The sequence below is a fragment of the Colwellia sp. D2M02 genome, assembly GCF_018860755.1.
GTDB lineage: Bacteria > Pseudomonadota > Gammaproteobacteria > Enterobacterales > Alteromonadaceae > Colwellia > Colwellia asteriadis.
Map to the genome: position 1 here is coordinate 83,026 of NZ_JAHKPW010000078.1, position 18,543 is coordinate 101,568.

Consider the following 18,543-nt stretch of genomic DNA (forward strand, 5'->3'; position numbering starts at 1 on the left):
TGAATAATAATAGAAAAATAACTGCTTGATCACAGTTTTATCCACAATAGCTATTTTTTAGATCGTAAATTGTTAGTAAGTTATGTGTAACTGATCTAAAGTTGATCGCTATTTTGCTTTATCCACTGTTGCGCAAGATCTTCTGGATCTATATCTAAAGACATATCTAACTCTTTAATTGCTACTATTTCTTTACAACCTATTGATTTCAATTGATTTGTTATGTTTTTAGCGGCGTAGCAAAAGGTATCGTAGTTTGAGTCTCCGATCCCAATAGTTAAAAACTTAACGGTGGATAGATCTTGATCACATTCTTTAAGATCACTAACAAATTGAACAATATTGTCAGGAAAGTCGCCGGCTCCATGAGTGGAGGTACAAATGATCCAAATGTTATTTTCGTTGTTTTTTTCAGCAAAAGTTTCTGAAATTATGGTGTTTAGATCAGGTTTTAGGTGAACATTAACGTGATGATCTAGTGCGTTTAATGTTTCTTCACATGCTTCGGCAACGTATTCACTAGTACCTAACATACTACCAACAATGATTTGAATTGAGCTCATAATAAGGGTCTTTGAGTAATAATAATTGCAGCTATTGTATTACTTAAAGGGTGATAAACAAGCGGGTTATTTAACTTTTTATGAAGAGCATTGTTAAGAGGGAAGCCCTGAATTTAGTTTAATTCAGGGCGAGTTTTATAGTTTAAGCGTTTTATTGAAGGGGGGGTTGGCTAACTAACTCAAGCTCAGGTTATTTACCAATACAGAACGATGAAAATATTTTTCCTAACAAATCATCGCTGGTGAATTCACCGGTAATTTGATCAAGTTCTTGTTGGCAAATTCTTAACTCTTCAGCAAGTATTTCACCAGCAACATAAGATTCTAATTGTTCTAACCCGGTAAGTAAGTGTTGATGTGTGTTGTCTAAAGCGGCTAAATGACGTCTTCTGGCCATAAAGCTGCCTTCTACGCTACCTTGGTAACCCATGATTGCTTTTAAGTGCTCTTTTAGGCTATCTACGCCATCACCTGTTTTGGCTGATAAAGTGATAACAGTATGATCTTTATTATCACTATCGGTGAACTGCTGAAAGCCAGTATCATTGTTATTCACGTCGGCTTTATTGCGAATTAACGTTAAGCCAATATTTTCAGGGAGTAATTCAAAAAACTCAGGGTAGTAGTTTTTAATATCTTGCTCGTCTTCAACGACACTATGGTTTTCACTGCCATCTACCATTAATAAAACACGGTCAGCTTGCTTAATTTCTTGCCAAGCGCGCTCTATACCTATTTGCTCTACTTTATCGTCACTATCACGTAAACCTGCGGTATCAATAATATGCAATGGCATACCGTCAATATGTATTTGTTCAGCGAGTACATCGCGAGTAGTACCTGCAATGTCGGTAACTATGGCGCTTTCTTTGCCACTTAAGGCATTTAATAAACTTGATTTACCTGCATTAGGTTTACCGGCAATAACTACTCGCATACCTTCACGAATAATACTGCCTTGTTGCGCTTGCTTACGTACTTTTTCAACATTACTAATAATGTTTTTTAAATCTGTTACTATTTTTTTATCAGCTAAAAAGTCAATTTCTTCTTCGGGAAAATCAATAGCAGCTTCAACATACATTCGTAAATGAATGATACTTTCTACCATGTCATTTACTAATTTTGAAAATTCACCTTGCAGTGAGTTTAGCGCTGAACGGGCTGCTTGCTCTGAGCTTGAATTAATTAAATCTGCAATTGCTTCTGCTTGTGTAAGGTCTAGTTTGTCATTTAAAAACGCCTGTTCACTAAACTCACCTGGCTTTGCCATTTTTATTTTAGGTAGGCTTAATATTGCTTTTAACAGCATATCTAATACTACTGGGCCACCGTGACCTTGAAACTCGATAACATCTTCACCGGTAAATGAGTTTGGCCCTTTAAAGAATAAAGCGATACCTTGGTCTAGTACTTGTTGGTTTTCATCTAAAAAGGGCAGGTACTCAGCCTTTCTTATTTCAGGAATTTTGCCTAATACGGCTTGTGCTACGTTTTTGGCTTCTGGGCCTGAAACGCGAATAATACCAACACCACCACGTCCTGGTGCGGTTGCTTGTGCTGCAATTGTACTTTGCTTTGAAATAGAGGTCATGGGCTGCTTAGTGTGATTTAAGTAATCGAATTATTTATATTTTACTATAAAAAATCCAAATAGAAAAAGGCGACCATTTTATACAAATGGTCGCCTTTAATATCAGCAATTAGATTGGGCTATAAAGTAGCTATTTTGCGTTAGCTAATTTTTTATCTTCAATGCCTTTAAATATAATCTTCATCTGAACAATAGAAACTACGTTACTGATTAACCAGTACAGTACTAAACCAGACGGGAACCAAGCCATAAATATTGAGAATACTACAGGCATGTATTGCATTATTTTTTGTTGCATTGGATCTTGAATAGTCATCGGTTGCATTTTTTGCATAACGTACATACTTACACCCATTAAAATAGGTAGTACAAAGTATGGATCCATTGCTGATAAATCTTGAATCCAAAATACAAATGGTGCGTGACGTAATTCAACACTTTCTAAAAATACCCAGTAAAGCGCTAAGAAAATTGGCATTTGTAATAATAATGGCAAACAACCACCGGCTGGGTTTACTTTTTCTTTGCGGTACATTTCCATTGTGGCTTGTGACATTTTTTGTCTGTCATCACCAAAACGCTCTTTTAATTGCGCCATTTTAGGTGCTAAGTCGCGCATTTTAGCCATTGAAGTATATTGCGCTTTGGTTAATGGGTACATCACACCTTTAACAATTAAGGTAATGATGATAATTGCCACACCCCAGTTAACCACAAAACTTTGTATAGTTAATAGTAACCAGAACAATGGCTTACTGATCATAAATAAGAAGCCGTAATCAATTGTTAAGCCTAAATTTTCAGCAATATCGTCAAGTACATATTGGTCTTTAGGGCCCACATAAAAAATAGCTGAAGTTGTTTCTTCTTGACCGGCGTCAATTGTGATTGCAGGAGATTTGAAGCCAACTACAGCTTCATGGCTGTTACTGTATGTTGTATATAATTCGTTAGTGCTTGCAGCATTAGGTACCCAAGCAGATACAAAATAATGTTCAAGCATAGCAACCCAACCACCAGTAGTAGCTTTGTTTAGGTTGGCTTCTTGAATATCGTCAAAATCATATTTTTCATAACGGTCTTCAGTTGTAGAGAATGCAGCACCACGGTAAGTAGGTAACATCATGCTAGCTGCTTCAGAAACTATAGTAGATTGTTTTAGCTGACCATACATCTGAACTGATACGCTATTTGCAGTATTGTTAGTGACAATATAATCAACATCTATGCGGTAGCTGTTTTCTTTAAAAGTAAAACGTTTGATAACAAATAAACCATTATCATCTTGAAATGCTAAATCAACGCTTAAACTATCATCAGTTAATTCATAATTGCTTTGCGCACTTGTATAAATAGGGCGACCTTTAACCACTCGGTCAACACCATTAGCACCTGTTAAACCACTTTGCGCAATATATTTACGATCACCATTTTGCATAAGCGTATATGGAATACCATTACCTTGCTCGGTGTCGTATTTATTTAGCTTAACTTCAACAATGTCACCACCTTGACTATTAATTTTTACAGTAAAGGCATCAGTAGCAACTGTAATTAATTTGGCACTTACCGCCAAAGGTTGAGTAATATTATCTAGCGTACTTGATGATTCAGGCACAAAATCAGCACTTGCATCAGTATTGTTTTGTTCTTGACTGACCGTTACAGGCTGGGGAGCAGGAGCTCTTTCTGCTTGCCACTGACTAAATAGTAAGTAGGTAACAACCATAAGCGCAATAAAAAGTAGACTGCGTTGGGATTCCATAAAATTACTTCTCTTTTTTTTGGGTTGGCACGGGATCATCGCCCCCTGCGTTAAGTGGATGACATCTTAATATACGTTTAGCTGCTAACCAACAACCTTTTAATACTCCAAAGCGATTAACTGCTTCAATAGCATAGGTAGAGCAGGTTGGTTGAAACCGACAATTAGAGCCTAATAATGGGCTAATAAAGCGTTGATAGCCTCTTATAATGGTTATTATTAGTTTTTGTGGCGTTGAATTATTTTTCGCCATATTTTTTCTAATTCTTGGTTAATAGCTTTATTGTCAAGCTGATCAATACCAGATTTTACCATAACGACTATATCGATATCAGGTAAATTATGCTGATTAAGGCGAAAGCTTTCTCTGATTTGTCGTTTAATTCTATTTCGTTGCACAGCAAGTTTTACACGTTTTTTAGCAATAGCTAATCCTAAACGATTATTTGCCGTAGAATTATTATCAACAATTGAGGGAGTTTTTTTAGACTTTGTTATTAACAAAGTAAAGTGGCGAGAGCCAAAGCGAGTAGGTTCAGAAAATACCGCTTGAAAATGACCGGGAGTCAACAAACGTGACTCCCGATTAAATTTATAAGTAACCATAGTTAGGCTACCTTATTATCAAGTCTTGAAAACAAGAAGTGATTAAGCACTAAGCTTAGCACGGCCTTTTGCACGGCGACGAGCAATTACAGCACGGCCATTTTTAGTTGCCATGCGAGCACGGAATCCGTGGTTACGCTTACGCTTTAGTACGCTAGGTTGAAATGTTCTTTTCATTACGCTAATCCGTCGGTTGTTGTTGCCCTGGCAAAACAGCCGTTTGAGCACACAGGTCTAAAAAAAGAGGGCGAATATTAAAGCTTTCTTGACTATTTGTCAATCGTTTATACAACCTATTTTAACGATGATCCTCATTTTATTTTAAGGATCTTAGCTTATTTGGTACTATATCCACAGTTTTATCACACTACTGTTTTATTAACGTAATAACTATTCTCATAACAAGGTTAAAAAGTCATCATCACTATTGATTTTTCCTTTGATATTTACAAGCATATTTTTTATTTTAAGTTGTTGTTATATATTGACTTGTTTGTTTTTGTATTTAATAAATAAAGAAATATCAAAAGTCAATATTGCACTTGTGGATAACTCCATAGATAATAGCGAAAGATAATAAAAATATTTGTTTACCTTTGGAGTTCTGGTTGGATCTTTCACCTTGGCAACGTTGCCTATCTGTTTTACAAGAAGAGTTGCCTGCTCAACAATTTAGTATGTGGATCCGCCCATTACAGTGCGTTATTGATGAAAACATCATGACATTATATGCACCTAATCGTTTTGTGCTTGACTGGGTTAGAGACAAATATGTAAATCGTATCAATGAGTTACTTACCATAAACGAAAGTTCTAATCCTTTATTACTTCGTTTTGATGTTGGTAGTAAACCTATAGATCAAAGCAGTGTTGGTGCGAGTAGTAGCCCTGCTAATTATTCAAATAATACTAATGAAGCGCTTTTTGCTCCTAAAGTCACTTCAGAAAAACCTTCAGAGCCTGAAAGTAATATTCCTAAAAAAACCAATGTTCGTGTTAATTATACTTTTGATAATTTTGTTGAAGGTAAATCAAACCAACTTGCGCGTGCTGCTGCTTCTCAAGTGGCCGATAATCCTGGTGCCGCTTATAACCCATTATTTATTTATGGTGGAACGGGCTTAGGTAAAACCCATTTATTACATGCCGTAGGTAATGGAATACTACTCAATAAACCTAATGCTAAAATTGCCTACATGCATTCTGAGCGCTTTGTTCAAGATATGGTGCGTGCGTTACAAAATAATGCGATGGAAAAATTTAAGCAATATTATCGTAGTGTTGATGCATTACTTATTGATGATATTCAATTTTTTGCTGGTAAAGAACGAACTCAAGAAGAGTTTTTTCACACTTTTAATGCCTTATTAGAAGGTAATCAACAAGTGATCCTAACCAGTGATCGTTATCCTAAAGAAATTGACGGTGTTGATGATCGTTTAAAATCTCGCTTTGGCTGGGGTTTAACCTTAGCGATAGAGCCTCCAGAGTTAGAAACACGTGTTGCCATTCTTAAGCGTAAAGCGCAAGAAAGCAGTATTAACTTAGCCGATGAAGTCGCCTTCTTTATTGCTAAGCGTTTACGATCAAATGTTCGTGAACTTGAAGGTGCTTTAAACCGCGTTATTGCAAATGCTAATTTTACTGGTCGTGCTATTACCATAGATTTTGTTAGAGAAGCACTTCGAGATCTTTTAGCGCTACAAGATAAGCTGGTGACTATTGATAATATTCAACGCACTGTTGCTGAATATTATAAAATAAAAGTGGCTGACTTATTATCTAAGCGAAGAAACCGATCTGTTGCTAGACCTAGACAGATAGCAATGGCATTATCTAAAGAATTAACAAACCATAGCTTGCCAGAAATTGGCGATGCTTTTGGCGGTAGAGATCATACTACTGTATTACATGCTTGTCGTAAGGTAAAATCATTGCGAGAAGAGACGCATGATATTAAAGAAGATTATTCAAACTTAATCAGAACGCTTTCGTCATAATAATAAAACTTAATACTTACATAGGTATAAAAATGAAGTTTTCACTTAATAGGGAATTGTTACTAAAACCATTATTATTGGTTTCAGGTGCTGTCGAGCGCAAGAGTACATTACCAATTCTAGGTAATATTCTTTTTGAAGTAAGTGGTCAATCACTTACCTTAACCGCTACAGATTTAGAGCTTGAAATGGTGTCATCTGCCATAATTGATAACCAAGGCGAAGATGGAAAAGTAACTATTCCGGCGAGAAAATTGCTTGATATATGTAAGAGCTTACCTGAAAACTCAGAGATAACTTTTTCAGCCAGTGAAGATACTATTAAGTTATCTTCAGGGCGTAGTCGTTACTCTCTTTCAACATTACCAGCGAACGATTTCCCAAATATAGAGCAATGGCAGGGTGATGTTGAATTTAAATTATTCAAATCTGAATTACTTCGCTTAATAGAAAGTACCCATTTCTCAATGGCCAACCAAGATGTTCGTTACTATTTAAATGGTATGTCGATAGAAAGTGAGGGTAATGAAATACGCTCTGTTGCTACAGATGGTCACCGTTTAGCTATTTGTAAAATAAGTAATGATTCGTTAGCGTTGCCAACGAGACAAGTTATTGTACCGCGTAAGGGTATTTTAGAAATTATCCGACTGTTGTCTCCGGTTGAAGAAGAAGTACAAGTATTTTTAGGTTCAAATCATATTCGCATTATTGATCAAGAATTTTCATTTACTAGTAAATTGGTTGATGGCCGTTTTCCTGATTACCGCAGAGTATTACCGCGTAATGGTGACAAAGTATTTGAAACGAATAAAGACCAGCTAAGACAAGTGTTATCACGCGCATCTATTTTATCTAATGAAAAATTTAAAGGTGTACGTCTTAACTTTAGTCATTCATTACTTAAAATTACTGCAAACAACCCAGAGCAAGAACAAGCTGAAGAAGAAATTGAAATCAACTTCCCATATGATGATTTAGAAATAGGTTTTAATGTTAGCTATGTACTTGATGTATTAAGTGCAATAAAAGATGAAAGTGTTAAATTTACGCTAGCAGATGCTAATAGCAGTGTCATTATTGAAGGTAGTAATTCAGGTGAGGCATTATATGTAGTTATGCCTATGCGCTTGTAATTAGTTTATAGTAGCCATAGCATTAGATGAGTGTAGCTAAATTAATAGTACAAAATTTTCGTAATTTAGCTACCAAGTCAATAAGCCTACACCCAGAATTAAACTTCATTCTAGGAGATAATGGCAGCGGTAAAAGTAGTTTATTAGAAGCTATTTTTTTTATTGGTCATGGCAAGTCATTCAGAACCAGTAAAATAGAACATTTAGCGTGTTACAATGAAGATGCTTTTACCGTAAGTGTTAAAGATAACAATGACTTACAGTTAGGTTTGAGTAAGGATATACGCTTAGGCATAACGAATATTAAGATTAATGGCGACAGACATACGCGATTATCTGATTTAGCTAGTAATATAGCCGTGCAAATCATTACACCTGAAAGCTTTAAGTTGTTTTTTGGTGGTCCTAAAGAACGTAGACGTTTTATTGATTTAGGGATGTTTCACGTGAAACAGGACTTTTCTCATCAATGGCGAGAGTTTTCACGGGTACTTAAACAGCGTAATGCGTGTATAAGATCAGGTACAGATAAAGCAATACTGTCTTATTGGTCTACTGTTTTTTGTGAGCTCTCTGTTAAAGTTGCTCATGTGAGACAGACTTATGTAGAGAGCCTTATTAAAGAGTTACGAGTTTGGTTAGCGTTATTATTACCAGAGCTTGTTGATTTAGTTAATGTGCAATATCTACAAGGGTGGCCACAAGCAAAAGAACTATCTGAAGTATTAGATAAAAATTTTGAGCGTGAAAAAAGCTATGGTTATAGCTTATATGGTGCACATAAGTTTGATGTTAAATTTCTCTTAGGGAAGCAAGTTATAGATACTCAGCTTTCAAGAGGACAACAAAAGTTGTTTTTACTGGCGTTAACTTTTGCTCAAGCAAAATTAATTTCACGAGTTAATCGAGTAAAACCAATTTTATTAATTGATGATATTGGCGCAGAGTTAGATGTTAATTCTCGTTTATCATTGGCTAAAGCAATTAATCATTTAGATTGCCAAGTTATAATTACGGCAATAGAGGAAAATGTTTTAGCTCCTTTTATATCGTTATTTGAAGAAAATTCAGGTAGCAATAAAGAGGATAAATATAAAATGTTTCACGTGAAACAGGGTGATGTTGTTGAAAAATAAAATGCATTTTGCAGGTACATTTAGCAAATACCAATTTAGAACTAAAAAGCAATGAGTGAATAGGCTAAAACTATGACAGTAGAAAATGATTATGGCTCGTCCAGTATTAAAGTACTAAAAGGACTTGATGCAGTACGAAAAAGACCAGGCATGTATATTGGTGACACAGATGATGGCACCGGTTTACATCATATGGTTTTTGAAGTACTAGATAACTCAATTGATGAGGCATTAGCTGGTCACTGTAAAGATATAATAGTAACCATTCATCTTGATGGTTCAGTATCTGTTAAAGATGATGGCCGTGGTATTCCAACTGAAATTCATGAAGAAGAAGGTGTTTCAGCTGCAGAAGTTATCATGACAGTATTACATGCTGGTGGTAAATTTGGTGGTGAAGACTCAGGCTATAAAGTTTCAGGTGGTTTACATGGTGTTGGTATTTCTGTTGTAAATGCATTAAGTGAAAAACTGAAGCTAAATATCAGACGTGACGGCAAACTATACGAACAGTTTTATAATATGGGTGAACCAGTTTCACCATTAACGGCTGTAGGTGAAAGTGAAAACACCGGAACAGAAGTTCGTTTTTGGCCAAGTAGTGAAACCTTTACTGACGTATTATTTCATTACGATATTTTAGTTAAAAGAATTCGTGAACTATCATTCTTAAACTCGGGCATTTCTATTCGTTTAATTGACCAACGTGAAGAAGGCCGAGAAGACCACTTCCATTATGACGGTGGTATTCAAGCGTTTGTTGATTATTTAAATACCAATAAAACGGCCGTAAATGATGAAATATTCTATTTTGATCTAGCACGTGAAGATGGCATCGTCGTTGAAGTTGCAATGCAGTGGAATGATGGTTTCCAAGAAAATATATTTTGTTTTACTAATAACATCCCGCAAAAGGATGGTGGTACCCATTTAAGTGGCTTTAGAACAGCATTAACTAGAACCTTAAATTCTTATATGACCAAAGAAGGTTTAAATAAGTCTAAAAAAGGTGGTAATACTGAAACTAATGCGACGGGTGATGATGCTCGTGAAGGCTTAACTGCAGTTATTTCAGTTAAAGTTCCAGACCCTAAATTCTCTTCACAAACTAAAGATAAGCTAGTTTCTTCAGAAGTTAAAACAGCTGTTGAGCAAGCAATGGGTGAGAAGTTAGGTGAATACTTATTAGAAAACCCTGCTATTGCTCGTACTATTATTATGAAAATAGTTGATGCAGCAAGAGCACGTGAAGCGGCTCGTAAAGCTCGTGAAATGACTCGTCGTAAAGGTGTTTTAGATATTGCTGGCTTACCAGGTAAGTTAGCTGATTGTCAGGAAAAAGATCCTGCACTTTCTGAAATATATATTGTGGAAGGGGACTCTGCTGGTGGTTCAGCCAAGCAGGGACGAAATCGTAAAAACCAAGCAATATTACCATTGAAAGGTAAAATTCTTAACGTTGAAAAAGCACGTTTTGATAAAATGATATCATCACAAGAGGTTGGTACTTTAATTACCGCGCTAGGTTGTGGTATTGGTCGAGATGAGTATGACCCTGAAAAACTACGTTATCATAGTATTATCATCATGACCGATGCTGATGTCGATGGTTCTCATATTCGTACTCTATTACTGACATTTTTCTATCGCCAAATGCCAGAAATTATGGAACGTGGTCATATCTATATTGCACAGCCACCACTTTATAAAGTTAAAAAAGGTAAGCAAGAGCGTTATATAAAAGACGACGAAGCATTAACTGAATACTTAACTACCTTAGCATTAGATAGTGCATCTATACATGTTAATGAACAAGCACCAGCTATTTCTGGTGTCGGTTTAGAGCAATTAGTTAAACAGTACCGTGCTACCATGGAAACTATTAAACGTATATCAAGACAAATCCCAGCAGATATTCTTGAGAAAATGGTTTATAGCAATATTATCAATAAAGATGATTTTAATGATAAAGCTAAAGTAGAAGAGTGGACTCATAGTTTGATTTCTCAACTTGAAAACCAAGATGGTAATGGCTCTATTTATACCGTAACTGTTGAACTCGATCCTGAACGTAATATTTATTACCCTAAATTTAATGTGCGTAAACATGGTATCGATACGCCTTATAGTTGTGGTTATGATTTTATTGAGTCAAAAGAGTTCGTATCAATTCAATCACTGAATGAATCTATAAATGGCTTAATGGAAGATGGCGCGTATGTAAAACGTGGTGAAAAAACTACTCCGGCATCAAGCTTTGAAGACGCATTAGAATGGTTAATGGCAGAGTCAAAACGTGGCCAATATATCCAACGTTATAAAGGGTTAGGTGAGATGAACCCTGAGCAACTTTGGGAAACAACTATGGACCCTGAAACTCGCCGCATGCTACAAGTGACTATTGAAGATGCTATTGCTGCTGATCAGTTATTCACAACCCTTATGGGTGATCATGTAGAGCCGCGAAGAAACTTTATTGAAGATAACGCATTACGTGTTTCTAACTTAGATGTTTAATCTAAAATAAATAAAGTTTAATATGCCCGGTCATCGTATCGGGCGTTTTTTTAAGTACAATTTGATAATGTTATCGATTAGATTAAATACTCTAGTAACGCTATAATCGATAACATTCTGTGATGAAAACAACTTTAGATAAAAGTGAATTTAAAAACCATGACAACTTACAACAGTAAAACTTTTCAAGGCCTAATCTTGCAGCTGCAAGACTATTGGTCACGTCAAGGTTGTGTAATAGTACAGCCATTAGACCTAGAAGTAGGGGCTGGTACTTTCCACCCAATGACTTTCTTACGTTCAATTGGACCTGAGCCAATGAGCAGTGCTTATGTACAACCATGTCGTCGTCCTACTGATGGTCGTTATGGTGAAAACCCAAATCGCTTGCAGCACTATTATCAATTTCAAGTAATGCTAAAACCATCACCAAAAAATATCCAAGAGCTTTACCTAAACTCATTAAAAGAGCTAGGTATAGACCCTTTAGTGCATGATATTCGTTTTGTTGAAGATAACTGGGAATCGCCAACATTAGGTGCTTGGGGTTTAGGTTGGGAAATTTGGCTTAACGGCATGGAAATCACGCAGTTTACTTATTTCCAACAGGTAGGTGGTTTAGAGTGTACGCCTGTAACTGGCGAAATTACTTACGGCTTAGAGCGTTTAGCTATGTACATTCAAAATGTAGATAGTATTTATGACTTAGTGTGGACAGACGGCCCATTAGGTACCGTTTATTATCGTGATATTTTCCACCAAAATGAAGTTGAACAATCAACTTATAACTTTGAGCATGCTGATGTTGATGCTTTATTTAAGCAATTTGATCAATGTGAAAAAGACAGCGAAAAATTAATTGAGGCAAACTTACCATTACCGGCATATGAGCAAGTAATGAAAGCCTCTCATGCCTTTAACTTACTTGATGCGCGTCATGCCATTTCCGTAACAGAACGCCAACGTTATATTTTACGTGTACGTACTTTATCTAAAGCTTGTGCGCAGGCTTATTATGCAAAACGTGAAGAACTTGGTTTCCCTTTATGCAAAGACAGCTCAACGAAAGGAGAGAAATAATGACCACAGAAACACTCCTTATTGAACTTGGTACTGAAGAATTACCACCAAAGTCACTTAAAACTTTAGCTACAGCATTTTATGACGGCATTAAAACCCAGTTAGACAGTAGTGACTTGAGCTATAGTGAAATTAAATGGTTTGCTACACCACGTCGATTAGCTGTTCAAGTTATTGATTTGGTTACTAAGCAGCAAGATAAAATCGTAGAAAAACGTGGTCCAGCAGTAAATGTAGCATTTGACGATGCAGGTAATGCCAGTAAAGCGGCACAAGGTTGGGCACGTTCAAACGGTATTACGGTAGAAGAAGCAGAACGTTTAACTACTGATAAAGGCGAGTGGTTGCTTTACCGCGCAACCGTTGCTGGTAAAAGCGTTGAAGAGCTTATTCCTGACATGGTAACAACAGCGCTAAACAAACTACCTATTGCTAAACCAATGCGTTGGGGTAATGAGCGTATTCAATTTATTCGTCCTGTGCATACATTAACTATGCTATTTGGCCGTAATATTATTGCCGGTGAAGCGCTTGGTGTTAGCTCAAGCAATCAATTACAAGGTCATAGATTTCATAGTGAAGGTTTAGTAACACTTGAACATGCTAATGACTATCAAGCGGTATTAAAGTCAGCACACGTAGTTGTCGACTTTGGTGAGCGCCAAGCACAAATTGTTAAACAAATTGAAGCAGCAGCACAAAATATTGGTGCCGTAGCATTAATTGATGAAGAGTTACTTAATGAAGTAACGGCTTTAGTTGAGTGGCCTGTAACATTAGTTGGTACATTTGATGAAGATTTTTTAAATGTACCAGCTGAACCGTTAATTTACTCAATGAAAGATCACCAAAAGTATTTTCCTGTAACGGATAAAGCGGGTGAGCTAGTTAACAAATTTATTTTTGTTGCCAACATTGAATCAAAAGAGCCTAACGCGGTTATCTTTGGTAATGAAAAAGTTATTCGTCCGCGTTTAGCTGATGCAGAGTTTTTCTTTAAAACGGATAAAAAGCAAAGTTTAGAGTCAAGACTAGCCAGCTTAGAATCCGTGCTTTTCCAAAAGCAATTAGGCACACTAAAAGCAAAGTCTGAACGTATAGCATCACTGAGCCAATACATTGCCGAGCAATTAAGTGAAAACTCAGCAGATGCTTACCGAGCAGGTTTGTTGAGTAAAACAGATTTAATGTCTGAAATGGTATTAGAATTCCCACAAGTGCAGGGCACTATGGGTAAGTACTATGCACTACACGATGGTGAAAATAACAACATAGCACAAGCATTAGAAGATCAATATCGCCCACGTTTTGCTGGTGACAGCTTACCAGAAGCTAATATTGGTTGTGCAGTTGCCATTAGTGACAAAATAGACAGCCTTGTTGGTATCTTTGGCATTAATCAGCCACCTAAGGGCGATAAAGACCCATTTGCGCTACGAAGAGCAGCAATTGGTTGTATACGTATCATTATTGAAAAACAGCTTGATTTAGACCTGTTATCGCTTATTAACAAGAGTATCGAACTTTTCGGTGACAAGTTAGTAAACAATAACACGGCTAACGATGTGCTTGACTTCATCATGGGTCGTTTCCGTGCTTTCTATCAAGAGCAAGGTATTAGTGTTGACGTTATTCAAGCTGTACTCGCTAAAAAGCCAAGTGCACCACTTGATTTTGAAAAACGTATCAAAGCGGTAACTTACTTTGGTGAACTTGCTGAAGCAGCAACATTAGCCGCAGCCAATAAACGTGTAGGTAATATCTTAGCGAAATTTGACGGTGAGCTATATCAAGTATTTAATCTTGAATTAGCAAGTGAGCAAGCAGAACGCGATTTAGCAGATGTTTACCAAAAAATAAGTTTAAAAGTAGCGCCATTAATGGCAGATAAAAACTATCAGGCCGCACTAACTGAACTAGCAGCATTAAAAGCACCTATCGATACCTTCTTCGATAATGTTATGGTGATGAGTGATGATGAAGCAGTTAAAATTAACCGCTTAACCTTACTTAACGAAATTAGAAATAGCTTCTTTGCTATTGCCGATATTTCAGTGCTCCAGTAGCATAACCGTTAAATAAACTGAAAAGGTCATGGCAACATGGCCTTTTTTTATGCCTGAAGAAAAGTGAGGAAATAAGCTATCAGATGGTTTATTTGTTGAGCTAGATCAACAACTCAATTAACCAAAGGCGTACAGTGTTTATAGAGCAAAAATAACACGACATAGATGTTAGTGAGGTAACTATGAGCACTGAAGAAATTATTACTACCAAAGCGGTAGCTAAATTACTCAATGAGAAGAAAGCGCAGTTAAGTAAACGCATTAGTGCTATTGAGGCTGATTTTCATAAAGGACGTTCACAAGACTTTTCAGAGCAAGCGACCGAAACAGAAAATGACGATGTTTTAGATGAAATTCATCATGAAGCAAAAGCTGAACTTAAGCTTATTAACGATACACTCAGTAGAATAGAACAGGGACTTTATGGCCAGTGTAGCCAATGCGAAGAGGCAATTAATCCAGATAGGTTAAATGCCATACCTTATACAACAACTTGTATTCACTGTGCGGTATAAGTAAAAACGCGAGTAATAAATTTAAAAAGAACACTGAGAAAATAAAAAGAATGATTAGGAGAAAAACATGACATTAGAAAAACACGATTTACACCACGAGTTTCCAGAGTTTACTGACGAAATTCATCACCTTAAAATGAACGACAATCACTTTGCGCGTTTATTTGCCGAGTATCATGATATTGATCAAGAAGTTCACCGTATCGAGCAGGGTGTTGAAAATACAAGTGATGAATATTTAGAAGGTAAGAAAAAAGAGCGCTTAAACTTAAAAGACAACCTTTTTATTATGCTAAAAAAAGCACAAGTAACGGCATAAATTAGCAAAAATTATATTAACCTTAACTCGGTTATATTAGGCTCGCTAGTGACTACAGTGTCATTAGCGGGCCTTTTTGTTGCCTTGATGTAAGTCGAAAAGAGAAAGGGTAACTGATTCGATAACTCATTGAACTCATGGTAACAATCGAGTAGTGTCAAGGAGGTATAAACCTAAACATAGGTGTTCTCATGTTAAGGGCGTGTGTTTTCAACCTAATAAGTATTTAGATATTCCATCCATGACCTTTATTTTTAACGGAGTAAAAATGATCAAAGTTATTGTTTTATTTTTATATTTAATTTCACTTCAAGCTTTTTCAAACGAGTTAAAGTTGGGGTGGAATTATGTAAAAGTAGATAAATTAAATGTAAGGGAGTCACCAAGTTCTCATTCTAAAATCGTGGGAACTAAGATATTTAGGCAAATGGTGATAATTGAAGAGTTTCGTGGCGATTGGGCTAGGATAGCTGATTATACAAATAGCACTGAAGTCTTTTCGGAATGGATCTTTAGCGACTTTGTTACCTCAAAACAACCAGAACGGCTGAAATCAAAATATGAAAACAATATGATTAATGAACATATTATTCGAACTTATAGCGATCTAGGGAAATATTTTTTAGTTTATATAGAAAAAACTGAAAATACATTTATTACGATTCATCAAAGAATAGGTAAAAATAACTCTGGTTATACTAAAACAGAAATTAACTGTGCTAATAAGCAATATAGGGTGCTTGACTATACGGAAAGACATATAGAATACTTTGAGTTCGCAAAGGACAAACCCAGTAAATGGACAAAAATTGTTTTTGGTTCAAGTAAAAGTGACCTTGTTACCTATGTTTGCGATACAAGAGGTTAATAAACGTATAAAAACAGTTGATTGTGCTTCTTTTTAGCCAACTATAACTTAACCGCTTAATATGGCGTTATAAGATAAGCCACACAGATCGTGCACCTGATAAGTTTTAAGGTTATTAAATGGAATTGAAAAGCGCTGTAAGGTTTTCTGAATTAGATTGGTTACGGGTGATATTGATTTTTGCCGTATTCCTTCACCATGTCTGTATGCCTTTTAATGGCGATAATTGGCACATTATGAATAACGACTCGAGTAAGCTACTCGATGATATTATGGTGTACTTTGAACAGTTTAGACTACCAATACTGTTTTTCATTTCAGGTGTCGGCTCTGTCATTTTGCTAGCTAAAGTCACGGTAGTGAAATTTATTAAGGATAAATTTTTAAGGTTATTTATTCCTCTTCTGGTTAGCTCTTTAGTAGTGATCCCTCCACAAATTTATATTGAAAATATTGCTGAGATGCAATCATGTTGGCAAGAATACCCAGCACTTGCCTTAAAATTTGAAACTAATCACCTTTGGTTTATAGAGTACCTTTTTGTATTTTTCTTACTTGCTATCCCATTAAATAAACTGTTTAACTCGCCTGTAGGTACATTAATAGTTAATTTTGTACAAACATTAGCAAAACACAACGTAGGTCTGTACCTACTGGTAATATTGTTAATAATCATAAAAGTGTATTTTTCGTTAACGTTTCCAGGTGACGATAACAAGATAGAAAACCTATCTTCTTCAGCTTTCTATTTTTTCTTCTTTATTGCCGGTATGCTTTTTGTCCGCAGTAAGGTTATCTGGCAAGCAATATATGAACAACGATTTTATAATTTAATGTTATTAGTATTTAGTACGGTACTTTTTTACTCGTATTACTATTCTCCTGACTTGAGTGAATATTTGTCATTGAATATGCGCTGGTCTATTTGGTGGCTGGTTTGTTGCTTAGTTGCATGGTCTGCTTTTTTAACTATTTTAGGTTATGCGCAGTCGTACTTTACCCAAACACCGAGATGGTTAAGCCTAAGTAATGAGTTGATTTACCCTTTTTACATTTTTCATCAAACTGTGATTGTGGTGATAGGCTATTACGTTATCGCATGGCAAGCACCAATATTGTTAAAGCTTATTGTTCTTTTTGTTTTGTCGCTTTTAGTCACCAGCGGAATTTGTTGGTTTATGATTAAACCATCAAATACTTTAAGGTTTCTGTTTGGTTTAAAAGCTAAAAATAGTATTGTGTAAGTGGCTTATAATAAGCGACTTACACAGAGTTTTTTAACCGCTTACACTACAGGTACAGGCTTTGAAAGAAGCGTTCTTTTTTAGGTAAGTAGTAATTGTCGTAATCAACAGAAAAAGCAATTGCGGTGGCTTTACCTTTTAATTCTTCTCGCGGTACAAAACCATAAACACGTGAGTCTGCACTATGTCTGCGATTGTCACCCAGTACTAAATAATGCCCTTGAGGAACAATAACTGGGCCAAAACTACTTAATTGGTTGCTAGCATTATTATCAATTTTAATTTGATGTGTTATATCCACTAAATTTTCATTAAGTAACGTTACCGCGTTTTGAGTATGATTGTTTTGTGAACTATTGCTGTCTAAATTATTGTTTTGAGTACTTCGCTGATATGTTTGCGCAATACCGTTGATATACAGCACTTCATTTTTCATGGCGATAGTATCGCCAGGTAAACCAACTACTCGTTTAATTAGTCGCATATTAGCGGCTTTTGACTCAAAAACAATAATCTCACCGTGTTTAGGCTCACCAGTATTTAACAATGACACGTTGCTAAAGGGCAGCCGTAAATCATAAGCCATTTTATTCACGACAATACGATCTCCTTCTTCAATGGTGGGTTGCATTGAGCCCGTAGGTACTGTGTACCAATCAGCAAAAGCACTTCTAAATACAGACATTAATAGAATAAACAAAAATAGTTGTTTATTGTTTTGATAAAACTGACGCAGTGAAAAATTTTTAATAAATCTCATTAATTTAACTCCATTTTATTAACTAACCAGAACTTGAGGTAAAAGTCGGTGACTTGTGATGTATTAATTATGGCAGTGATTAAAATGGAAAGTTCCGTCAGTACATATTCACTTACAAATTGCAGAATATATTATGTAGTAAATATCAGTATTGCTTAGGGGCTATTGACCTTTCGTGGTTAAATTTTGTTCGAGATAAAAGCGTTTTAATCACGGCGGACAGTGTGTTGCCTAGTCATTCTAAGCAAATACTGTTCAACAAAAATCTGCAAAAACAATCTCGAAAGAGCAACAGCCCCTCGCGCCATAACACATGATGTAAGCTAATGCGCTTCCCCTAGTATGGCTTTTCATTTAACACAACGCGATATTAC

The 18,543-nt window shown here is 36.0% G+C and carries 17 protein-coding genes; 10 read left to right on the forward strand and 7 right to left on the reverse strand.

The annotated features are described in order from the left end of the window. Nucleotides 1-95: 95 nt before the first annotated feature. The 6 genes from KO495_RS15460 to rpmH all read right to left on the reverse strand — a co-directional run bounded on the left by KO495_RS15460 (nt 96) and on the right by rpmH (nt 4,705). Nucleotides 96-563: a flavodoxin domain-containing protein gene (locus tag KO495_RS15460; protein WP_215981312.1), complete on the reverse strand. Its 468-nt coding sequence runs from the start codon at nt 561-563 to the stop codon at nt 96-98. A 190-nt stretch (nt 564-753) separates the two neighbouring features. Then, nucleotides 754-2,157, reverse strand: coding sequence for a tRNA uridine-5-carboxymethylaminomethyl(34) synthesis GTPase MnmE (gene mnmE, locus KO495_RS15465; protein ID WP_215981313.1), 1,404 nt, complete (start codon nt 2,155-2,157; stop codon nt 754-756). Between the two features lie 130 nt (nt 2,158-2,287). Further along, on the reverse strand, nt 2,288-3,922 hold the full coding sequence (gene yidC / locus KO495_RS15470) for a membrane protein insertase YidC (protein WP_215981314.1): 1,635 nt from the start codon (nt 3,920-3,922) through the stop codon (nt 2,288-2,290). Nucleotides 3,923-3,926: 4 nt separating this feature from the next. After that, nucleotides 3,927-4,175: a membrane protein insertion efficiency factor YidD gene (gene yidD / locus KO495_RS15475; RefSeq protein WP_215981315.1), complete on the reverse strand. Its 249-nt coding sequence runs from the start codon at nt 4,173-4,175 to the stop codon at nt 3,927-3,929. Beyond that, nucleotides 4,142-4,528 carry a ribonuclease P protein component gene (rnpA, locus tag KO495_RS15480; protein ID WP_215981316.1) on the reverse strand — a complete coding sequence of 129 codons (387 nt, stop codon included), beginning with the start codon at nt 4,526-4,528 and terminating at the stop codon, nt 4,142-4,144. The genes yidD and rnpA overlap by 34 nt, the downstream gene beginning before the upstream one ends. A gap of 42 nt (nt 4,529-4,570) precedes the next feature. Continuing rightward, entirely contained in the window at nt 4,571-4,705 is a 135-nt protein-coding gene (gene rpmH / locus KO495_RS15485) for a 50S ribosomal protein L34 (protein WP_068547039.1), read from the reverse strand. A 431-nt stretch (nt 4,706-5,136) separates the two neighbouring features. Here rpmH and dnaA point away from each other — a divergent pair, with 431 nt between their 5' ends. From dnaA to KO495_RS15535, 10 genes are all read left to right on the forward strand, one after another. Continuing rightward, nucleotides 5,137-6,528 carry a chromosomal replication initiator protein DnaA gene (gene dnaA, locus KO495_RS15490; RefSeq protein WP_215981317.1) on the forward strand — a complete coding sequence of 464 codons (1,392 nt, stop codon included), beginning with the start codon at nt 5,137-5,139 and terminating at the stop codon, nt 6,526-6,528. 32 nt (nt 6,529-6,560) lie between these two features. Then, complete coding sequence (dnaN, locus tag KO495_RS15495; protein WP_215981318.1) at nt 6,561-7,664, forward strand: DNA polymerase III subunit beta; 1,104 nt, start codon at nt 6,561-6,563, stop codon at nt 7,662-7,664. Nucleotides 7,665-7,690: 26 nt separating this feature from the next. Further along, on the forward strand, nt 7,691-8,800 hold the full coding sequence (recF, locus tag KO495_RS15500) for a DNA replication/repair protein RecF (RefSeq protein ID WP_215981319.1): 1,110 nt from the start codon (nt 7,691-7,693) through the stop codon (nt 8,798-8,800). A 72-nt stretch (nt 8,801-8,872) separates the two neighbouring features. Next, nucleotides 8,873-11,317, forward strand: a complete 2,445-nt coding sequence (gene gyrB / locus KO495_RS15505) for a DNA topoisomerase (ATP-hydrolyzing) subunit B (protein WP_215981320.1) — start codon at nt 8,873-8,875, stop codon at nt 11,315-11,317. 159 nt (nt 11,318-11,476) lie between these two features. Continuing rightward, the gene (gene glyQ, locus KO495_RS15510) at nt 11,477-12,397 is read left to right on the forward strand and encodes a glycine--tRNA ligase subunit alpha (protein WP_215981321.1); all 921 of its coding nucleotides are present in this window, start codon (nt 11,477-11,479) and stop codon (nt 12,395-12,397) included. Next, nucleotides 12,397-14,463 (forward strand): glycine--tRNA ligase subunit beta, encoded by a 2,067-nt coding sequence (gene glyS, locus KO495_RS15515; RefSeq protein ID WP_215981322.1) that lies wholly within the window; start codon nt 12,397-12,399, stop codon nt 14,461-14,463. Before glyQ ends, glyS begins: the two co-directional genes overlap by 1 nt. Nucleotides 14,464-14,645: 182 nt before the next feature. Continuing rightward, complete coding sequence (locus tag KO495_RS15520) at nt 14,646-14,978, forward strand: TraR/DksA family transcriptional regulator (RefSeq protein ID WP_215981323.1); 333 nt, start codon at nt 14,646-14,648, stop codon at nt 14,976-14,978. Between the two features lie 67 nt (nt 14,979-15,045). Next, entirely contained in the window at nt 15,046-15,297 is a 252-nt protein-coding gene (locus tag KO495_RS15525) for a YdcH family protein (protein ID WP_215981324.1), read from the forward strand. 268 nt (nt 15,298-15,565) lie between these two features. Further along, nucleotides 15,566-16,165 (forward strand): SH3 domain-containing protein, encoded by a 600-nt coding sequence (locus KO495_RS15530; protein ID WP_215981325.1) that lies wholly within the window; start codon nt 15,566-15,568, stop codon nt 16,163-16,165. Between the two features lie 119 nt (nt 16,166-16,284). Then, nucleotides 16,285-17,409 carry an acyltransferase gene (locus KO495_RS15535; RefSeq protein ID WP_215981326.1) on the forward strand — a complete coding sequence of 375 codons (1,125 nt, stop codon included), beginning with the start codon at nt 16,285-16,287 and terminating at the stop codon, nt 17,407-17,409. Between the two features lie 46 nt (nt 17,410-17,455). Here KO495_RS15535 and lepB read toward each other — a convergent pair whose 3' ends face one another. Next, on the reverse strand, nt 17,456-18,169 hold the full coding sequence (gene lepB / locus KO495_RS15540) for a signal peptidase I (protein WP_215981327.1): 714 nt from the start codon (nt 18,167-18,169) through the stop codon (nt 17,456-17,458). Nucleotides 18,170-18,543 lie beyond the last annotated feature (374 nt).